The sequence below is a fragment of the Kitasatospora sp. NPDC056731 genome, from assembly GCF_040687675.1.
Taxonomy (GTDB): Bacteria; Actinomycetota; Actinomycetes; order Streptomycetales; family Streptomycetaceae; genus Kitasatospora.
Map to the genome: position 1 here is coordinate 99,761 of NZ_JBFBNR010000006.1, position 15,862 is coordinate 115,622.

Below are 15,862 nucleotides of genomic sequence, written 5' to 3' on the forward strand. Positions count from 1 at the left end.
AGGTCAGTCCGGTGGTTCAGGAGAACAGGTAGCTCCGCCAGGGCCGCCAGACCTCGTCCGCGTCGAAGCGGGAGAGGCCGAAGCCCGGCACCGGGAAGGCCGCCCGGAAGCCGCGCGCCTGCGCGTACGCCTGGTCCAGCGCGTCGTCCGGCAGGCCGTGCGCGACCGTCACGTGCGGGTGGTACGGGAACGCCAGCTCGCGGGCCAGCGGGCCGGAGCGGACGTCCGCCTCCAGCAGCCGGCACTCCTGCGCGCCCTCCTCGACCCGGACGAACACCACCGGGGAGACCGGGCGGAAGGTGCCGGCGCCGCGCAGCAGCATCCGGAACGGCCGGTGCGCGGCCGCCACCGCCGCCAGGTGCTCCTCGATCTTCGGCAGCGCCTCGGCGGGCACCTCGGTCGGCGGCAGCAGGGTGACGTGCGTCGGTATCGACCGGGCCAGCGGATCGCCGTGCCCGGCCCGGGCATCCTGGATCCGCGCACCGTACGGATCCGGAACGCTCACGGACACGCCGATGGTGACGGCCCCGGGGAGACCGTCACCATCGGGCAGGCGTGTGAGGGGAGTCACCGCTTGGCGGCCGGGAGGAAGCCGACCCGGTCGTACACCGTCTCCAGCGTCTGCGCGGCCACCTCGCGGGCCTTCTCGGCGCCGATCGCCAGCACCCGGTCCAGCTCGGCCGGGTCGTCCAGGAACGTGCGGGTGCGCTCCTGGAAGGGGGTGACCCACTCGGTGAACAGCTCGGCCAGCTCGGTCTTCAGGGCGCCGTACATCTTGCCCTCGAAGTGCGCGACCAGCTGGTCGATCGACTGGCCGCTGAGCGCGGAGTGGATGCGCAGCAGGTTGGAGACGCCGGGCTTCCCGTCCTCGTCGTAGGAGACGACGGTGCCGGTGTCGGTGACGGCGCTCTTGAACTTCTTGGCGCTGACCTTCGCCTCGTCCAGCAGGTTGACCAGGCCCTTGTCCGAGGAGGCGGACTTGCTCATCTTGGCGCCCGGGTCCTGGAGGTCCTGGATCTTCGCCGTCTCCTTGAGGATGTACGGCTTCGGCACCGTGAAGGTCGGGCTGTAGCGGGTGTTGAAGCGGTCGGCGAGGTCGCGGGTGAGCTCCAGGTGCTGGCGCTGGTCCTCGCCGACCGGGACGGCGTCCGCCTGGTAGAGCAGGACGTCCGCGACCATCAGCACCGGGTAGGTGAACAGGCCGACCGTGGTGCTGTCCGCGCCGTGCCGGACGGACTTGTCCTTGAACTGGGTCATCCGGGAGGCCTCGCCGAAGCCGGTGAGGCAGTTCATCACCCAGGCGAGCTGCGCGTGCTCGGGCACGTGCGACTGGACGAACAGGGTGCAGTGCTCCGGGTCCAGGCCGGCGCCGAGCAGCTGGGCGGCGGAGACCCGGGTGTTCTCGCGCAGCTCCTTCGGGTCCTGCGAGACGGTGATCGCGTGCAGGTCGACGACCATGTAGAAGGCGTCGTTCTCCTTCTGCAGGTCCACCCACTGGCGCACCGCGCCCAGGTAGTTGCCGAGGTGGAACGAGCCGGAGGTGGGCTGGATGCCGGAGAGAACCCGGGGACGGTCCTTGACCGGACCAGTGACCGCTGCGTTGACCATGCGGGCCATTGTTCCAGTTCCACCGGGCGCTCAGGAAACGTCCGCCCCAGGAGGTTCCGCCAGTGTGACCGCACTCACCCTCACCCGGGCGATCCGCCGACCCTCCAACTTGGCCACCGTCAGCAGCACCCCTCCACCGCCCTCGACCGGGACGCGCACCTGGTCGCCCTCCCGAGGCAGCCGGCCGAGCGAGGCGACCAGGCAGCCCGCCACCGTCTCGTACGGGCCCTCGGGCAGGGTGGCGCCGGTCTCCTCGGTGAAGTCGCCGAGGTTGAGCAGGCCGTCCAGCTCCATGCCGCCGCCGACCAGCCGGCGGGTCGCGGCCGTCTCCGGCCGGTCGTACTCGTCCCGGATCTCGCCGATCACCTCCTCGACCAGGTCCTCCAGGGTGACGATCCCGGCGGTGCCGCCGTACTCGTCCACCACGATGGCCAGGTGGTGGCCCTCGCGGCGCATCTCGCCCATCGCCTCCAGCACCCGCTTGGTGCCGGGCAGCAGCTTCACCGGGCGGGCCAGGTCGCGGACCTTGGCGGCCTGCTCGCCGCGCGCGCCGTACAGGTCGCGGACGTGCACGAAGCCGACCACGGCGTCGGCGCTGCCCTCGACCACCGGGTAGCGCGAGTGCGGCGAGGTGTCCGCCTGGTGCCGGACGGCGGCCAGCGGGCGCTCGGCGTCCAGGAAGGTCACCTCGGTGCGCGGGACCATCACCTCGCGCAGCTGCCGCTCCCCGGCGGAGAACACGTCCGCGATCAACGCCCGTTCGTCGCTGCCGAGTTCGGTGTTGGCGGCGACCAGGCCGCGCAGTTCCTCGGAGCTCATCGAGCCACGGCCGGCGGCCGGGTCGCCGCCCAGCAGGCGGACCATCAGGTTGGTGGAGTGGCCGAGCAGCCAGATCGCCGGGCGCAGCGCCACCGACATCACGTCCACCACCGGGGCCGCGATCACCGCGATCGACTCGGCCCGCTGCAGGCCGATCCGCTTGGGGGTGAGTTCGCCGAGCACCAGCGAGACGTAGCTGATCACCAGGGTGAGGCCGACCAGGGCGACCGCGTCGGCGACGCCCTGGGTGAGCCCGGCCCGGACGAACAGCGGGGCGACCTTGCCGGCCAGGGTGTCCGCGCCGAAGGCGGCGGACAGGAAGCCCATGCAGGTCACGCCGACCTGGACGGCGGCCAGGAAGCGGTTGGGGTCGGCGGCCAGGTGCGCGGCCCGGGCGGACCGCCGGGTGCCGAGCGCCTCCAGCGTCCGGATCTGGCCCTCGCGCAGCGAGATCAGCGAGATCTCGGCGACGTTGAACAGCCCGCCCAGCAGGATGAAGACGAGGACGAGCAGAGCGTCCCCGAGGGTTTCGTTCACAGCGGGTCAGTGTAGGACCGGCCGGCGCCCGGGGAGTGGAAGAAGGGGCGGCGGCCGGTCACACGGCGGCCCGCCGCCTCCGGGAAGGAGACGGCGGGCCGTCGGGAAAAGCTGTGCCGCGGGGCTCAGATGAGGCCCAGCTCCTGGACCGCGTCGCGCTCCTCGGTCAGCTCCTTGACCGAGGCGTCGATGCGGGCGCGCGAGAAGTCGGAGATCTCCAGGCCCTGGACGATCTCGAACTTGCCGGCCTTGGTGGTGACCGGGAAGGAGGAGATCAGGCCCTGCGGGACGCCGTAGGAGCCGTCCGAGACGACGCCCATGGAGGTCCAGTCGCCCTCGGCGGTGCCGTTGACCCAGGTGTACACGTGGTCGATAGCGGCGTTGGCGGCCGAAGCGGCCGAGGAGGCGCCACGGGCCTCGATGATGGCCGCGCCGCGCTTGGCGACGGTCGGGATGAAGGTCTCGTCCAGCCAGGCCTGGTCGCTGCCGATGGCCTCGAAGGCCGGCTTGCCGGCGATCTCGGCCTGGAAGATGTCCGGGTACTGGGTGGCGGAGTGGTTGCCCCAGATGGTGACGCGCTTGATGTCGGAGACGGGCGCACCGGTCTTGACGGAGAGCTGGCCGACCGCGCGGTTGTGGTCCAGGCGGGTCATCGCGGTGAAGCGCTCGGCCGGGACGTCCGGGGCGTTGCGCTGGGCGATCAGGGCGTTGGTGTTGGCCGGGTTGCCGACGACCAGGACCTTGATGTCGTCCGCGGCGTGGTCGTTGATGGCCTTGCCCTGCGGGCCGAAGATGCCGCCGTTGGCCTGCAGCAGGTCGCCGCGCTCCATGCCGGCGGTGCGCGGACGGGCGCCGACCAGCAGCGCGACGTTGGCGCCGTCGAAGGCCTCGTTCGGGTTGGCGGTGATCGTGATGTCACGCAGCAGCGGGAACGCGCAGTCGACGAGCTCCATGGCGGTGCCCTCGGCGGCCTTGAGGCCCTGCGGGATCTCCAGGAGGCGCAGGTTCACCGGGACGTCGGCACCGAGCAGGTGGCCCGAGGCGATGCGGAAGAGCAGCGCGTAGCCGATCTGGCCGGCCGCTCCGGTGATGGTGACGTTGACGGGGGTGCGGGTCATTTCTACCTTCTCCAGCAGATCGCCAGGTGCCCCAGGCACACCGGCGCGCTGGAGCCGAGGATGGTCTCTCGACATCGAGAGACCGGCGTCAGGTTATCGCAAAGGGAAGCGTACGCCGCGGGTGCGGGCCTGGCTGATGCGTCACAACGGACGGCGGCCCCCGCCCTGGCTCGCAGGGCGGGGGCCGTCACGGTCACCCCGGCGTCAGTGCTTGGGCCGGCCGATCAACTTGCCGATGTTGTCGAGCAACGGGATCTCCAGCCACGGGTTCGGCTGCGCCACCAGGGTCAGCAGCACGATCGACGCTCCCAGGAAGGTCAGCACGATCACGTCGGTGAAGCGGCTGCGCACCGCCAGCATCCCGACCTCGGGCAGCACCAGCCGCAGGACGGCCCCGAGCAGCACCCCGCAGCCGAGGATCAGCAGCCCGTACTTGAAGCCGTCCTTGAAGTCGGCGAACCAGGTGACCGCGAGGCCGGCCCCGACCACCAGCAGGACCAGCGTTATCGGCCACTGCCGGACCGGCAGGGTGTGGTCGCGTCCGAGGGCCGCGGCCGCGCCCTCGGGCGGCAGGGTGCCGGTGGTCTTGACCGGCCTGCGCGGGGTCCGCGCCGGTCGCGGTTCCGTCATGCTCGCCGTCCCTCGTGGTGGTGTCGGTCGCGGGGTCAGACGCCGGCGCGGCGCTCGGCCGCCACGACGATGTTGTTGAGCAGCATCGCGCGGGTCATCGGGCCCACGCCGCCGGGGTTCGGGGAGATCCAGGCGGCCACCTCGGCCACGCCCGGGTGCACGTCGCCGACGATCTTGCCCTCGCTGCGGCTGACGCCCACGTCCAGCACCGCCGCGCCCGGCTTGACGTCCTCCGGCTTGACCAGGTGCGGCACGCCCGCGGCGGCCACGATGATGTCGGCCTTGCGCAGGTGGTAGCCGAGGTCCCGGGTGCCGGTGTGGCACAGGGTCACGGTGGCGTTCTCGCTGCGGCGGGTCAGCAGCAGGCCGATCGAGCGGCCGACGGTGACGCCGCGGCCGACCACGACCACCTCGGCGCCGTTGATCTCGACGTCGTGCCGGCGCAGCAGCTCGACGATGCCCAGCGGGGTGCACGGCAGCGGCCCCTCGATGCCCAGGGCGAGCCGGCCGAGCGAGGTCGGGTGCAGGCCGTCGGCGTCCTTGTCCGGGTCCATCAGCTCCAGGACCGGGTTCTGGTCCAGGCCCTTGGGCAGCGGCAGCTGGACGATGTAGCCGGTGCAGGAGGGGTCGGCGTTGAGCTCGCGGACGACGTTCTCGACGTCCTCCTGGGTGGCGGTGGCGGGCAGCTCGCGCTGGATCGAGGCGATGCCGACCTCGGCGCAGTCCTTGTGCTTCCCGTTGACGTACCAGCGGCTGCCCGGGTCGTCGCCGACCAGGACGGTGCCGAGGCCGGGCGTGACGCCCTTCGCCTTGAGGACCGCCACGCGGGCGGCGAGTTCGGACTTGATCGCGGCGGCGGTGGCCTTGCCATCGAGAATCTGGGCAGTCATGACCCCATTCTCCCGGATCGCGGCAAGCCGCCGTACCAGGGCCCGTCTTCGAACCCCCGTCGTCCTCCCGCCGGCCCCCGTCGTCCTCCCGTCCTGCGGTCGGACGGGTTCGGACGGGTTCGGACGGGTACGGAAGGCCCGGACCACGTTGCGGTTGCGCCACAGTCTCGGTCCGGCGCGCGGAACCGGCTGGACACGGCCCCGCCGTCCGGTTGACGATATGCGGGCATTCCCTGCCGCGACCCGGCCCGGTGACGGGCCGACGGACACCCGGCGGGGGCGTACCCGGGGGAAAGAGCACGTGAGCCGACCACTTCAGACCGAGCCGCCCGACCACTGCGGCGCCGTCCTGCCCGCAGCGGGCCCGTCGACGACTCCGCTCGCACTGCTCTCACCGCTCTCGGCGCTCTCACCGCGCGCCTGAGCCGGCCGCGCCCGGATCCGCTCCGGGCTGTCACTCCCCTCCGTTAGCGTCCCGTTCCACCGGCGACCCGACTCGCCAACCGGAACCGGGCCCTCCGTCCCGTCCCCACGTCCCCGCAACTGCCCGGAGGCATCGATGAGTTACCCGCCCGACCCGAACAACCCGTACGGCCAGCCGCCGCAGGCTCCCGGCTACGGCTACCCCCAGCAGGCCCCGCCGGCCGGGTACGGCTACCCGCCGCCCGCGCCGGGCTACGGCGGCGGACCGGGCTACGGCTACCCGCCGGCCGTCCCGCAGAACATGCCGGGCCTGGTCGTCACCACCCGGGTGCTGCTGTTCATCATCGGCGCCGTGCAGATCATCGGTGGCGGCATCTACCTGATAGCCGCCGCGGCGGCCAAGGAGGTCACCAACCGGGCCCAGCAGATCGACGGGAGCGACCCGTTCAACGGCTTCGGCAACGCGGCGGCCGGCGTGCTGGTGGTCGTCGGCATCGTGTGCGCGCTGTTCGCGGCCTTCTCCATCACGCTGGGCGTGAAGTTCGGCAAGGGCGGGCCCGCGGTCCGCATCACCACCCTGGTGTACGGCTCGTTCGGCGCGCTGCTCGGCCTGCTGGGGCTGGCCGGCTCGTTCGCCAACAACGCCAACCCGGTCGGCATCGTCTTCACGCTGATGTGGCTCGCGGTCTCGATCACGATGATCGTCGGGATGAGCGTCAAGGACGGCGTCGCCTGGTTCGCCCGGCCGCGCTACTGACCGGCCGCACCACTGACCGGCCCGGTCCGAGCCGATCGGACGACGAGCGGCCCGGCTCCCCTTCCGGAGGAGCCGGGCCGCTCTGTCATGCCGTCACCCGGGCGGTGCGCCGGGCGAGCGGTGGAACGCGATCAGTGGAAGAAGTGCCGCGCACCGGTGAAGTACATCGTCACCCCGGCCTCGGCGGCCGCCGCGACGACCTCCTCGTCCCGGATCGAACCGCCCGGCTGGACGATCGCCTTGACGCCGGCCGCGATCAGGATGGCAGGACCGTCCGCGAACGGGAAGAACGCGTCCGAGGCCGCGTACGCGCCCTTGGCCCGCTCCCCGGCCCGCTCGACCGCGAGCTTGCAGGAGTCGACCCGGTTGACCTGGCCCATGCCGACGCCCACCGAGGCGCCGTCCTTGGCCAGCAGGATCGCGTTGGACTTGACGGCCCGACAGGCCCGCCAGGCGAAGGCCAGCTCGGCCAGCTCGGCCTCGGACAGCGCCTCACCGGTGGCCAGCCGCCAGTTCGCCGGGTCGTCGCCCTCGGCCTGCACCCGGTCGGCGTCCTGGAGCAGCACGCCGCCGGAGACCGGGCGCAGCTCCTGGCGGTTGGCCGGCGCCTCGGGGGCCAGCAGCACCCGCAGGTTCTTCTTCCGGGCCAGCACCTCGACGGCGCCGTCCTCGTAGCCGGGGGCCACCACGACCTCGGTGAAGATCGGGGCGATCTGCTCGGCCAGCTCGACGGTGACCGGGCGGTTGACCGCGATCACGCCGCCGTACGCCGAGACCGGGTCGCACTCGTGCGCCTTGCGGTGCGCCTCGGCGACGTCCGCGCCGGTCGCGATGCCGCACGGGTTGGCGTGCTTGATGATCGCGACGGCCGGCTCGGCGTGGTCGTACGCGGCGCGGCGGGCGGCGTCGGTGTCGACGTAGTTGTTGTACGACATCTCCTTGCCGTGCAGCTGCTCCGCGCCGGCCAGGCCGCCGCTGCCGTCGCTGTACAGCGCGGCGCCCTGGTGCGGGTTCTCGCCGTAGCGCAGCACGTTCTGCCGCTCCCAGGTGGCGCCCAGGAACTCCGGGAACCGCTCGTCGCTCGGCGCGTAGCCGGCCTCGAACCAGGAGGCGACCGCGACGTCGTACGCGGCGGTGTGCGCGAACGCCGCACCGGCCAGGCGCTTGCGGGTGGCCAGGTCGAAGCCGCCCTCCTGGGCGGCCCGCAGCACGTCGACGTAACGGGCCGGGTCGACCACCACGGCCACCGACGGGTGGTTCTTGGCGGCGGCGCGGACCATGCTCGGGCCGCCGATGTCGATCTGCTCGACGCACTCGTCCGGGGTGGCGCCCGAGGCGACGGTGGCCTTGAACGGGTAGAGGTTCACCACGACCAGGTCGAAGGGCTCGACGCCCAGCTCGGCCAGCTGCGCGCGGTGCGACTCCAGCCGCAGGTCGGCGAGCACGCCGGCGTGCACGCGGGGGTGCAGCGTCTTCACCCGCCCGTCCAGGCACTCCGGGAAGCCGGTCAGCTCGGAGACCTCGGTCACCGGGACGCCGGCGGCGGCGATCCGGCCGGCGGTGGAGCCGGTGGAGACGATCGCGACCCCGGCGGCGTGCAGGCCCTGGGCCAGCTCCTCCAGACCGGTCTTGTCGTACACGCTGATCAGCGCACGACGGATCGGACGGATGTTCTCGGAGACAGGGGGGGTGGTGGAGCTGGCACTCATGCCGGGATCCATACCTTTCGGTCCTCGATGCGGTAGCCCTCGCGGGCCAGCCGGCCCACGACGTCGACGAGCAGCTTGCGCTCGACAGTCTTGATGCGCTCGTGCAGCGCTTCGCCGCCATCGGCGTGGTCGGCGTCGACGACCTCGACGACGCCCTGCGCGATGATCGGCCCGGTGTCCACCCCGGCGTCGACCAGGTGGACGGTGCAGCCGGTGACCCTCACCCCGTACGCGAGCGCGTCGGTGACGCCGTGGGCGCCGGGGAAGGAGGGCAGCAGTGCGGGATGGGTGTTGACGATCCGCCCGGCGAAGGCCGCGATGAACTCGGGGCCGAGGATCTTCATGAACCCGGCCGTGACCACCAGGTCCGGCTCGTGGGCGGCGACGGCGGCGGTCAGCGCGCGGTCCCAGTCGGCCCGGTCGGCGAAGTCCTTCACCCGGTGGACGAAGACCGGCAGGCCCGCCTTCTCGGCCCGCTCCAGGCCCGCGATGCCGTCGCGGTCCGCACCCACGGCGAGGATCTCGGCGCCGTACGCCGGATCGGCTGCGGCGTCGAGCAGCGCCTGCAGATTGGTGCCGGAACCGGAGACCAGCACCACCAGGCGGGCCGGTCCGGGCGTACGGGGCGGGAAGAGCTGGGCGGGGGCGGCGGCCACTGCGCGATTCTCCGTAGGTCGGGCGCCGCCCGCTGGTACGTCCACCGGTGGTGGGGCCACTACGAACGGCAGGTCGAGCGAGGGGGAACACCAGGAGAACCCACCGCGACGCGGGCACCCGGGAACCTCTGCGAGCTGCTGACCGTCACCACGATAACGGCTGGTCGGACGGCCTCCGCACCCTCCCGGCGGCGCTACGCGCGTAGTTGAGACGGGGATCTCCTCCGGCCCGCACAGCGGAGTCGCCCCGGGCACGGGCCCGCCCGGCACCCGCGCAGCGGGCAGGCCGCCTGAGGACCGGCGAACGGCTGCGGGATCATAGGGAAGGCGGGAGACCGCCTCCCCGACCGAGAAGGAATGGCTGAACCATGAGCAGCGGTGACGACACCGGCGAGCGCAACCCCTTCGCGCCGCCGCCGGCGGATGCCCCGGACCAGCCGTGGCAGCCGCGCAACCCCTGGCCCGGCGAGGGCCCGGACGGCACCGGCGGCCAGGGCGCCGGCGAACGCCCGCAGCTCCCGCCGCCGCACCCCTGGGGCCCCGGCCGGCCCGAGGACGGCCGCCCCACCCCACCGGCCCCGCAGCCGCCCAAGCTCGACCCCGCCGACCCCGCCCAGCGCCGGGCCCGCAACGCCGCGCTGGCCGGGCCGCTCGCGCTGGTCTGCCTGTTCGCCGGCTTCCACTGGGCCGCCCTGTTCGTCGGCGCGCTCGGCATCGTGTGGGGCATCAGCGCGCTGCGGACCCCCAAGCCCGCCCCGGCCGCCGCCGTCACCGGCGCCGCCCGCCAGCCCGCCGCCCCGAACCCGCTCACCCCGGCCGCGCTCGCCGGAATCCTCACCGGCGCGATGACCGTCGTGGTCGCGACCTCGGTGATCGGCCTCGGGATGTACTACAACGACTACGTCACCTGCGTCCGGGACTCGCTGACCTCCGTCGGCGCCGACAACTGCGACCGGTTCGCGCCCAAGTGGTACGTCGACTTCACCGGGAACGCCGGCTAGGCCCTTGTCCGGCCGGTCTTGCCGGACAGGGCCTAGTCACTCCCGGGGGCCCGCCCGCCCAGGCGCAGCACCGCGGCGTACCCGCGGGCCCGCAGCAGCAGCGCCCCCCGGCGCAGCCGCTCGGCCGACCGGGCGCGGGCGGCGGGCAGGGCCTCCTCGTCGGCGTCCGCGTCGAGTTCCTCGGCGGCCTGCCCGTCAGCCTCTCCGTCAACCCCTTCGTCGGTCTCTTCGTCGGTCCCTTCGTCGGCCTCCGGGACGGTCGCGGGGCACAGCGCCCGATGGCGTACCAGCAGCGCGCCCGGCACGGCCACCAGCGCGAACCAGCCCGCCGCCGCCGGTCCCGTCCACCAGGGCGCCGGCCCCAGCCGGGCCATCCGGCCGCCCGCCAGCGCGCCACCCGCCAGCCAGCTCGCCGCCGCCACCGCGACGCCGGTCAGCAACGCCGCCGCCAGCACCGCCACCACCGTCACCGCGAGCGGCCACGGTCCGTCGCCGCCCCCGTCCCCGTCCCCGTCCCCGTTGCCGGTCCCGGACCCCGCCTCGGCCGCTGCGCGCGGGCCGGCCGCCGCCCGCCCCAGCAGCACCGCCGGCACCACCCCCGCCAGCACCGGCAACAGCAGTGCCGCCAGCCGCCAGCCGCCCGGACCCTCCGCCGGCAGCAGGGCGAACATCGGGAACTCCGGGACGGGGCCCAGCACGGTGCCGCCCGGCGCCACCACCGTCCCGGAACCCACCGCGAACCCCGGGCCCAGGGCGTACGCCGTCCCCCAGAGCACCGCGTTCGGCAGCAGCACCACCCCGAGCAGCAGCAGCCCGACCAGGGCCGCCGGCCCGCGCCCGAGCACCGCCATCCCGTGCCCGCCCCCGGCCGCCGCGTCCAGCGCCGCCGCCACCGCCACCAGCACCCCGCCCGCCGCCACCAGGCCCGCCCCGGCCGCCAGCACCGAGCCGCGTACCGCCGCCGCGCCGCCGGCCGGTCGGAGCGGCGCGGGCAGCCGGTCCAGCAGCGGCCACGCCGGGCGGCGGGGCACGGCGTCGGGGCCGGCGGCCCGGGCCGAACGCGCGCCCGCCGCCGTCGCCAGCCCGGCCAGCAACCCCACCACCAGGACGTCCGGCAGCACCCTGGCCCGGAACAGCCCGGCGCCCGTGCAGTGCAGCACCACCGCCACCGCGACCGCGCAATAGCCCGCCCAGACCGCCGCCGGGCCGCCCCAGCGCGGCCGGGGCCCGCGCCGCGACGCCACCGCGGCGGCGGCCCGGTACAACTGAGCCACCGCCAGCACGCCCAGCAGCAGCGGGGTGACGGTCAGCGGGGCGCCCGCATCCCCCCGCAGCACCGGCGCACCGTGCCCGAGCAGCCACAGCGCCCCCGCCAACCGGGTGGCGCCGGTCGCCCCGTTGTCCGCGTACGGCGTCGCCACCCAGAGTCCGAGCACCGGCACCCCGACCACCGCCAGGCCGACCAGCGCCGTCCGCACCCCCGCCAACAGGTCGGCCGGCAACGGGCGTCCGCCCAATTCGCCCGGCAGTTCCAGGATCGGACGGCCCATCAGCTGCGTCATGCGCCTCATGGTGCCAAGGCGACTCGCCATGCCCCGTGAAGCGGCAAACCGCCGCCGTGTCCCAGATTATTGGCTTATGCGCATTTTCAGACCCGATCCCCAAGCCGCCGGCGCACCGGCCCGGAGCGTCTGATGACCACGCCACCCACCGCCGAACACCCCGCCGGCGCCGACTCCCCCACCCCCGAGAACCGCCCCCGCAAACCCCGGGCCACCCGCCCCGACCAGGATGCGGCGCGCCTCCTACGGAAACTGACGCCCCGTGAGGCCCAGGTGCTCGCCCACCTCGCCGCCGGTCGCGACCTCCCGCAGGCGGCCGCCGCCCTCGGCGTCACCCCGGCCACCGCCCGCAGCTACGTCCAGCGGGCCATGCGCAAACTCGGCGCGGCCACCGAGGCCGAGGCCGTCGCCCTCACCACCGCCCGCCCGAAGAGCCCCGACCCCGTACCGTCCGGCCCCACACCACCCGGCCCCGACGCGCCGGGCGACGCCCAGGCGGACCCTGCCGCCGCCCCCCGTACCCCCGACCCCGCGCCGCCGCGCCCGCCCGTCCTCGGCACCGGAGGAGAGCACCCCGGCCAGGCCACCCACCCCGCCCTCGCCCACGCCACCGACGCCGACGCCGCTAGCGCCCAGGCGGCCCCGAACGCCCCGGGAGAGAGCATCAGCACACCCGCCGCCACCATGACACCGCCTGGCACCCGCGACATCCCGCCCGCGGCGCAGACCCGACCCGACGGCCCGGCCGCCGGCACCGGGCGGCCCGCCCACGCGGCCACGCCGGCCGACGGCGAGCGGACCGGGCCGGCCGGGAGCTTCGAGGACTTGTACGAGCAGGCGCACACCCGGCTGGTGCAGCAGGTCTTCCTGCTGACCGCCTGCCGGCACCGGGCGGCGCACTGCGTCCGGCTGGCGTTCGGGGCCGCGCGCCGGGGCTGGGCGGAGGTGGCCGCGACGGGGGATCCGGAAGGGTGGGTGCGGGTACGGGCGTGCGAGCTGGCGCTGTCCCCGTGGCATCGGGGCGGGCCCCGGCGGATGCACGCCTGGAAGCTGCCGCACCGGCGGATCCGGGTGCGGCCGGCGGACGAGTCGCAGGCGGTGCTGCCCGATCACGACCGGCTGACCGACCGGGACCGGGCGCTGCTGAAGGCGCTGCGGCGGCTGTCCCGGCCGCAGCGCCGGGCGCTGGTGCTGCACGACGGGCTGGGCCTGCCGGCGGCGGCGGTCGCGGTGGAGGTGGAGTCGACGCTGGCGGCGGCCGAGGGGCGGGTGTGGGCGGCCCGGGTGGCGCTGGCCCGGTGGGTGCCGGAGCTGCTGGGGCCGGATCCGGCGGCACCGGGGTTCGCGGACGGCCTGAGCGGGCTGCTGCACCGGGCGGCGGTCCGGGGCTGCCCGGAGCCGCACCGGCCGCCGGTGCCGGTGCTGCTGGCCCGGCACCGGCTGTGGACGGCGAGCCGGACGGGGGCGGCGGCGCTGCTGACGGCGGCGGTGGGCGGGGCGGCGCTGGCGACGCTGGTGGGGATCCGACCGGTGACGCTGTTCCGCTCCCCGGAGCCGCCGGAGCCGTCGATGTGCCTGTCGACGGCGAACGCGGGCGTGCCGGGCGCGCCTGTTGTGCCGGGTGTGCCGGCGCTGCCGGGCGGGCCGCCGAACGTCGTCCGCAGCCTGTGGTGCAGCCCGACGCCGGGGGTGGAGGCGGTCGTGGTGGAGTCGGCGCCGCAGGCCGCCGCGCGGTGGGAGCTGCCGGCAGTGGCCCGGGGGGCGGGCGCCCCGCCGCCGCCACAGGGCCCGGAGGTCTGCCCGCTGTGGTCACCACTGCCGTGCACGACCGGGTCGACACCGCACTGACGGCGTCCGCGAACGCGCGAGCGCCCCTGCCCTTCACGGGCAGGGGCGCTCGCTGCGCAGTCGACCGACGTCAGCCGGCGATGATCTCGCGCGCCAGGCGGGCGGTCTCGGACGGCGTCTTGCCGACCTTGACACCGGCGGCCTCAAGGGCCTCCTTCTTCGCCTGGGCGGTGCCCGAGGAGCCGGAGACGATGGCGCCGGCGTGGCCCATGGTCTTGCCCTCGGGGGCGGTGAAGCCCGCGACGTAGCCGACGACCGGCTTGGTGACGTGCTCGGCGATGTAGGCCGCGGCACGCTCCTCGGCGTCGCCGCCGATCTCACCGATCATGACGATGAGCTCGGTCTCCGGGTCCTCCTGGAACGCCTTGAGGGCGTCGATGTGGGTGGTGCCGATGACCGGGTCACCACCGATGCCCACGGCCGAGGAGAAGCCGATGTCCCGCAGCTCGTACATGAGCTGGTAGGTCAGGGTGCCCGACTTCGAGACCAGGCCGATCTTGCCGGAGGTGGTGATGTCGGCCGGGATGATGCCGGCGTTCGACTGTCCGGGGCTGATCAGGCCGGGGCAGTTCGGGCCGATGATCCGGGTCTTGTTGCCCTTCGAACCGGCGTACGCCCAGAAGGCGGCGGTGTCGTGCACCGGAACGCCCTCGGTGATGACGACGGCCAGGCCGATCTCGGCGTCGATGGCCTCGACGACGGCGTCCTTGGTGAACTTCGGCGGCACGAAGATGACGGTGACATCGGCACCGGTCTTCTCCATGGCCTCGGCGACGCCGCCGAAGACGGGCACCTCGGTGCCGTCGACGTCGACCGTGGTGCCGGCCTTGCGCGGGTTGACACCGCCGACGATCTGGGTGCCGGAGGCGAGCATGCGGCGGGTGTGCTTCATGCCCTCGGAGCCGGTCATGCCCTGGACGATGACCTTGCTGTCCTTGGTAAGGAAGATAGCCATGGTGTGAAAGTCCCCTTCCTTACTTGTTGGCCAGCTCGGCGGCGCGGTCAGCGGCGCCGTCCATGGTGTCCACGCGCTGGACCAGCGGGTGGTTGGCGTCGTCGAGGATCTTGCGACCCAGCTCCGCGTTGTTGCCGTCCAGACGGACGACCAGCGGCTTGGTGACGTTCTCGCCCTTGCTCTCCAGGAGCGCGAGGGCCTGCACGATGCCGTTGGCGACCGCGTCACAGGCGGTGATGCCGCCGAAGACGTTGACGAACACCGACTTGACGTCGGGGTCGCCCAGGATGATCTCCAGGCCGTTCGCCATGACCTCGGCGGAGGCGCCGCCGCCGATGTCGAGGAAGTTGGCGGGCTTGACGCCGCCGTGGTTCTCACCGGCGTAGGCGACCACGTCGAGGGTGCTCATCACGAGGCCCGCGCCGTTGCCGATGATGCCGACCTGGCCGTCGAGCTTGACGTAGTTCAGGCCCTTGGCCTTGGCGGCGGCCTCCAGCGGGTTGGCCGCGGCCTTGTCCTCCAGGGCCTCGTGCTCGGGCTGGCGGAACTCGGCGTTCTCGTCCAGCGAGACCTTGCCGTCAAGCGCGATGATCTTGCCCTCGCCGGACTTGATCAGCGGGTTGACCTCGACGAGGAGCGCGTCCTCGGCGATGAAGACCTTCCACAGCTTCTGCAGGACGTCGGCAACCTGGTCGGCGATCTCGGCCGGGAACTTCGCCGCGGCGACGATCTCGGCGGCCTTCTCCGGGGTGCAGCCCTCGTTGGCGTCGACCGGGATCTTGGCGAGCGCGTCGGGGTTCTCCTCGGCGACGACCTCGATCTCCACGCCGCCCTCGACGCTGGCCATCGCCAGGAAGGTGCGGTTGGTGCGGTCCAGCAGGAACGAGACGTAGTACTCGTCCTTGATGTCCGCGGTCTGGGCCAGCATCACCTTGTGGACGGTGTGGCCCTTGATGTCCATGCCGAGGATCGCCTCGGCCTTGGCGACGGCGTCAGCCGGGTCGGAGGCGAGCTTCACGCCACCGGCCTTGCCTCGGCCACCCACCTTCACCTGAGCCTTGACGACGGCGCGGCCGCCGAAGCGCTCCGCGATGGCGGCAGCGTCTGCGGCGGTCTCGATCACATCACCGTCAAGCACGGGCACACCGTGCTTGGCGAAGAGGTCCCTCGCCTGGTACTCGAACAGGTCCACGTGTTTGTCCTTGTTCGTGGTCGCGGATTGTGTCTCTACGAGCGTGCCACGGCAGGATCTTCGCTGCGGGTCGTCGGGGCGGTGCGGGTACGCAGAGGTACGGCCTTGCGGCCCACACAGCCACGGGCGCACACGTCAATCAACACGCGCGTCACGT

At 73.6% G+C, this 15,862-nt stretch carries 15 protein-coding genes; 4 read left to right on the plus strand and 11 right to left on the minus strand.

The genetic code is table 11. The annotated features are described in order from the left end of the window. Positions 1-16 precede the first annotated feature (16 nt). From AB0R04_RS08285 to AB0R04_RS08310, 6 genes are all read right to left on the minus strand, one after another. Positions 17-505: a 2'-5' RNA ligase family protein gene (locus AB0R04_RS08285; RefSeq protein ID WP_363369230.1), complete on the minus strand. Its 489-nt coding sequence runs from the start codon at positions 503-505 to the stop codon at positions 17-19. A 62-nt stretch (positions 506-567) separates the two neighbouring features. Further along, positions 568-1,608 carry a tryptophan--tRNA ligase gene (gene trpS / locus AB0R04_RS08290; RefSeq protein WP_063351340.1) on the minus strand — a complete coding sequence of 347 codons (1,041 nt, stop codon included), beginning with the start codon at positions 1,606-1,608 and terminating at the stop codon, positions 568-570. A gap of 30 nt (positions 1,609-1,638) precedes the next feature. Then, positions 1,639-2,964: a hemolysin family protein gene (locus tag AB0R04_RS08295; protein WP_363369233.1), complete on the minus strand. Its 1,326-nt coding sequence runs from the start codon at positions 2,962-2,964 to the stop codon at positions 1,639-1,641. A 125-nt stretch (positions 2,965-3,089) separates the two neighbouring features. Next, positions 3,090-4,082 (minus strand): malate dehydrogenase, encoded by a 993-nt coding sequence (locus AB0R04_RS08300; RefSeq protein ID WP_063349031.1) that lies wholly within the window; start codon positions 4,080-4,082, stop codon positions 3,090-3,092. Positions 4,083-4,286: 204 nt separating this feature from the next. Continuing rightward, a complete protein-coding gene (locus AB0R04_RS08305; RefSeq protein WP_063349030.1) occupies positions 4,287-4,712 on the minus strand; it encodes a DUF3017 domain-containing protein in 426 nt (141 codons plus the stop codon). A gap of 35 nt (positions 4,713-4,747) precedes the next feature. Next, positions 4,748-5,602, minus strand: coding sequence for a bifunctional methylenetetrahydrofolate dehydrogenase/methenyltetrahydrofolate cyclohydrolase (locus AB0R04_RS08310; protein ID WP_063349029.1), 855 nt, complete (start codon positions 5,600-5,602; stop codon positions 4,748-4,750). A 301-nt stretch (positions 5,603-5,903) separates the two neighbouring features. Between AB0R04_RS08310 and AB0R04_RS08315 the strand changes: the two genes are divergently transcribed. Then, positions 5,904-6,026: a hypothetical protein gene (locus AB0R04_RS08315; RefSeq protein ID WP_363369236.1), complete on the plus strand. Its 123-nt coding sequence runs from the start codon at positions 5,904-5,906 to the stop codon at positions 6,024-6,026. Positions 6,027-6,161: 135 nt separating this feature from the next. Continuing rightward, positions 6,162-6,782 carry a hypothetical protein gene (locus AB0R04_RS08320; protein ID WP_363369238.1) on the plus strand — a complete coding sequence of 207 codons (621 nt, stop codon included), beginning with the start codon at positions 6,162-6,164 and terminating at the stop codon, positions 6,780-6,782. A gap of 131 nt (positions 6,783-6,913) precedes the next feature. On the opposite strand, the gene purH is transcribed toward AB0R04_RS08320, so the two are convergent. Then, positions 6,914-8,491, minus strand: a complete 1,578-nt coding sequence (gene purH, locus AB0R04_RS08325; RefSeq protein ID WP_063349027.1) for a bifunctional phosphoribosylaminoimidazolecarboxamide formyltransferase/IMP cyclohydrolase — start codon at positions 8,489-8,491, stop codon at positions 6,914-6,916. Beyond that, the gene (gene purN / locus AB0R04_RS08330; protein ID WP_363369241.1) at positions 8,488-9,147 is read right to left on the minus strand and encodes a phosphoribosylglycinamide formyltransferase; all 660 of its coding nucleotides are present in this window, start codon (positions 9,145-9,147) and stop codon (positions 8,488-8,490) included. The genes purH and purN overlap by 4 nt, the downstream gene beginning before the upstream one ends. A 368-nt stretch (positions 9,148-9,515) precedes the next feature. Here purN and AB0R04_RS08335 point away from each other — a divergent pair, with 368 nt between their 5' ends. Then, positions 9,516-10,148, plus strand: a complete 633-nt coding sequence (locus AB0R04_RS08335; protein WP_363369243.1) for a hypothetical protein — start codon at positions 9,516-9,518, stop codon at positions 10,146-10,148. A 32-nt stretch (positions 10,149-10,180) separates the two neighbouring features. On the opposite strand, the gene AB0R04_RS08340 is transcribed toward AB0R04_RS08335, so the two are convergent. Next, entirely contained in the window at positions 10,181-11,710 is a 1,530-nt protein-coding gene (locus AB0R04_RS08340; protein WP_363369245.1) for a DUF6350 family protein, read from the minus strand. 132 nt (positions 11,711-11,842) lie between these two features. Here AB0R04_RS08340 and AB0R04_RS08345 point away from each other — a divergent pair, with 132 nt between their 5' ends. Then, complete coding sequence (locus AB0R04_RS08345) at positions 11,843-13,558, plus strand: sigma factor-like helix-turn-helix DNA-binding protein (protein WP_363369247.1); 1,716 nt, start codon at positions 11,843-11,845, stop codon at positions 13,556-13,558. Between the two features lie 70 nt (positions 13,559-13,628). Here the strand turns inward: AB0R04_RS08345 and sucD are convergent, their stop codons facing one another. Both sucD and sucC read right to left on the minus strand, forming a co-directional pair. After that, the gene (gene sucD / locus AB0R04_RS08350; RefSeq protein WP_063349021.1) at positions 13,629-14,513 is read right to left on the minus strand and encodes a succinate--CoA ligase subunit alpha; all 885 of its coding nucleotides are present in this window, start codon (positions 14,511-14,513) and stop codon (positions 13,629-13,631) included. Positions 14,514-14,532: 19 nt separating this feature from the next. Further along, the gene (gene sucC / locus AB0R04_RS08355; RefSeq protein ID WP_063349020.1) at positions 14,533-15,705 is read right to left on the minus strand and encodes an ADP-forming succinate--CoA ligase subunit beta; all 1,173 of its coding nucleotides are present in this window, start codon (positions 15,703-15,705) and stop codon (positions 14,533-14,535) included. Positions 15,706-15,862: the final 157 nt, after the last annotated feature.

Excerpts from the sequence above, each read along its gene's own strand:
- AB0R04_RS08335 (WP_363369243.1), top strand. The coding sequence starts at position 9,516 with ATGAGCAGCGGTGACGACACCGGCGAGCGCAACCCCTTCGCGCCGCCG.
- AB0R04_RS08340 (WP_363369245.1), bottom strand. The coding sequence starts at position 11,710 with ATGACGCAGCTGATGGGCCGTCCGATCCTGGAACTGCCGGGCGAATTG.
- AB0R04_RS08310 (WP_063349029.1), bottom strand. The coding sequence starts at position 5,602 with ATGACTGCCCAGATTCTCGATGGCAAGGCCACCGCCGCCGCGATCAAG.
- AB0R04_RS08300 (WP_063349031.1), bottom strand. The coding sequence starts at position 4,082 with ATGACCCGCACCCCCGTCAACGTCACCATCACCGGAGCGGCCGGCCAG.
- AB0R04_RS08305 (WP_063349030.1), bottom strand. The coding sequence starts at position 4,712 with ATGACGGAACCGCGACCGGCGCGGACCCCGCGCAGGCCGGTCAAGACC.
- purH (WP_063349027.1), bottom strand. The coding sequence starts at position 8,491 with ATGAGTGCCAGCTCCACCACCCCCCCTGTCTCCGAGAACATCCGTCCG.
- AB0R04_RS08320 (WP_363369238.1), top strand. The coding sequence starts at position 6,162 with ATGAGTTACCCGCCCGACCCGAACAACCCGTACGGCCAGCCGCCGCAG.
- trpS (WP_063351340.1), bottom strand. The coding sequence starts at position 1,608 with ATGGTCAACGCAGCGGTCACTGGTCCGGTCAAGGACCGTCCCCGGGTT.
- sucD (WP_063349021.1), bottom strand. The coding sequence starts at position 14,513 with ATGGCTATCTTCCTTACCAAGGACAGCAAGGTCATCGTCCAGGGCATG.
- AB0R04_RS08345 (WP_363369247.1), top strand. The coding sequence starts at position 11,843 with ATGACCACGCCACCCACCGCCGAACACCCCGCCGGCGCCGACTCCCCC.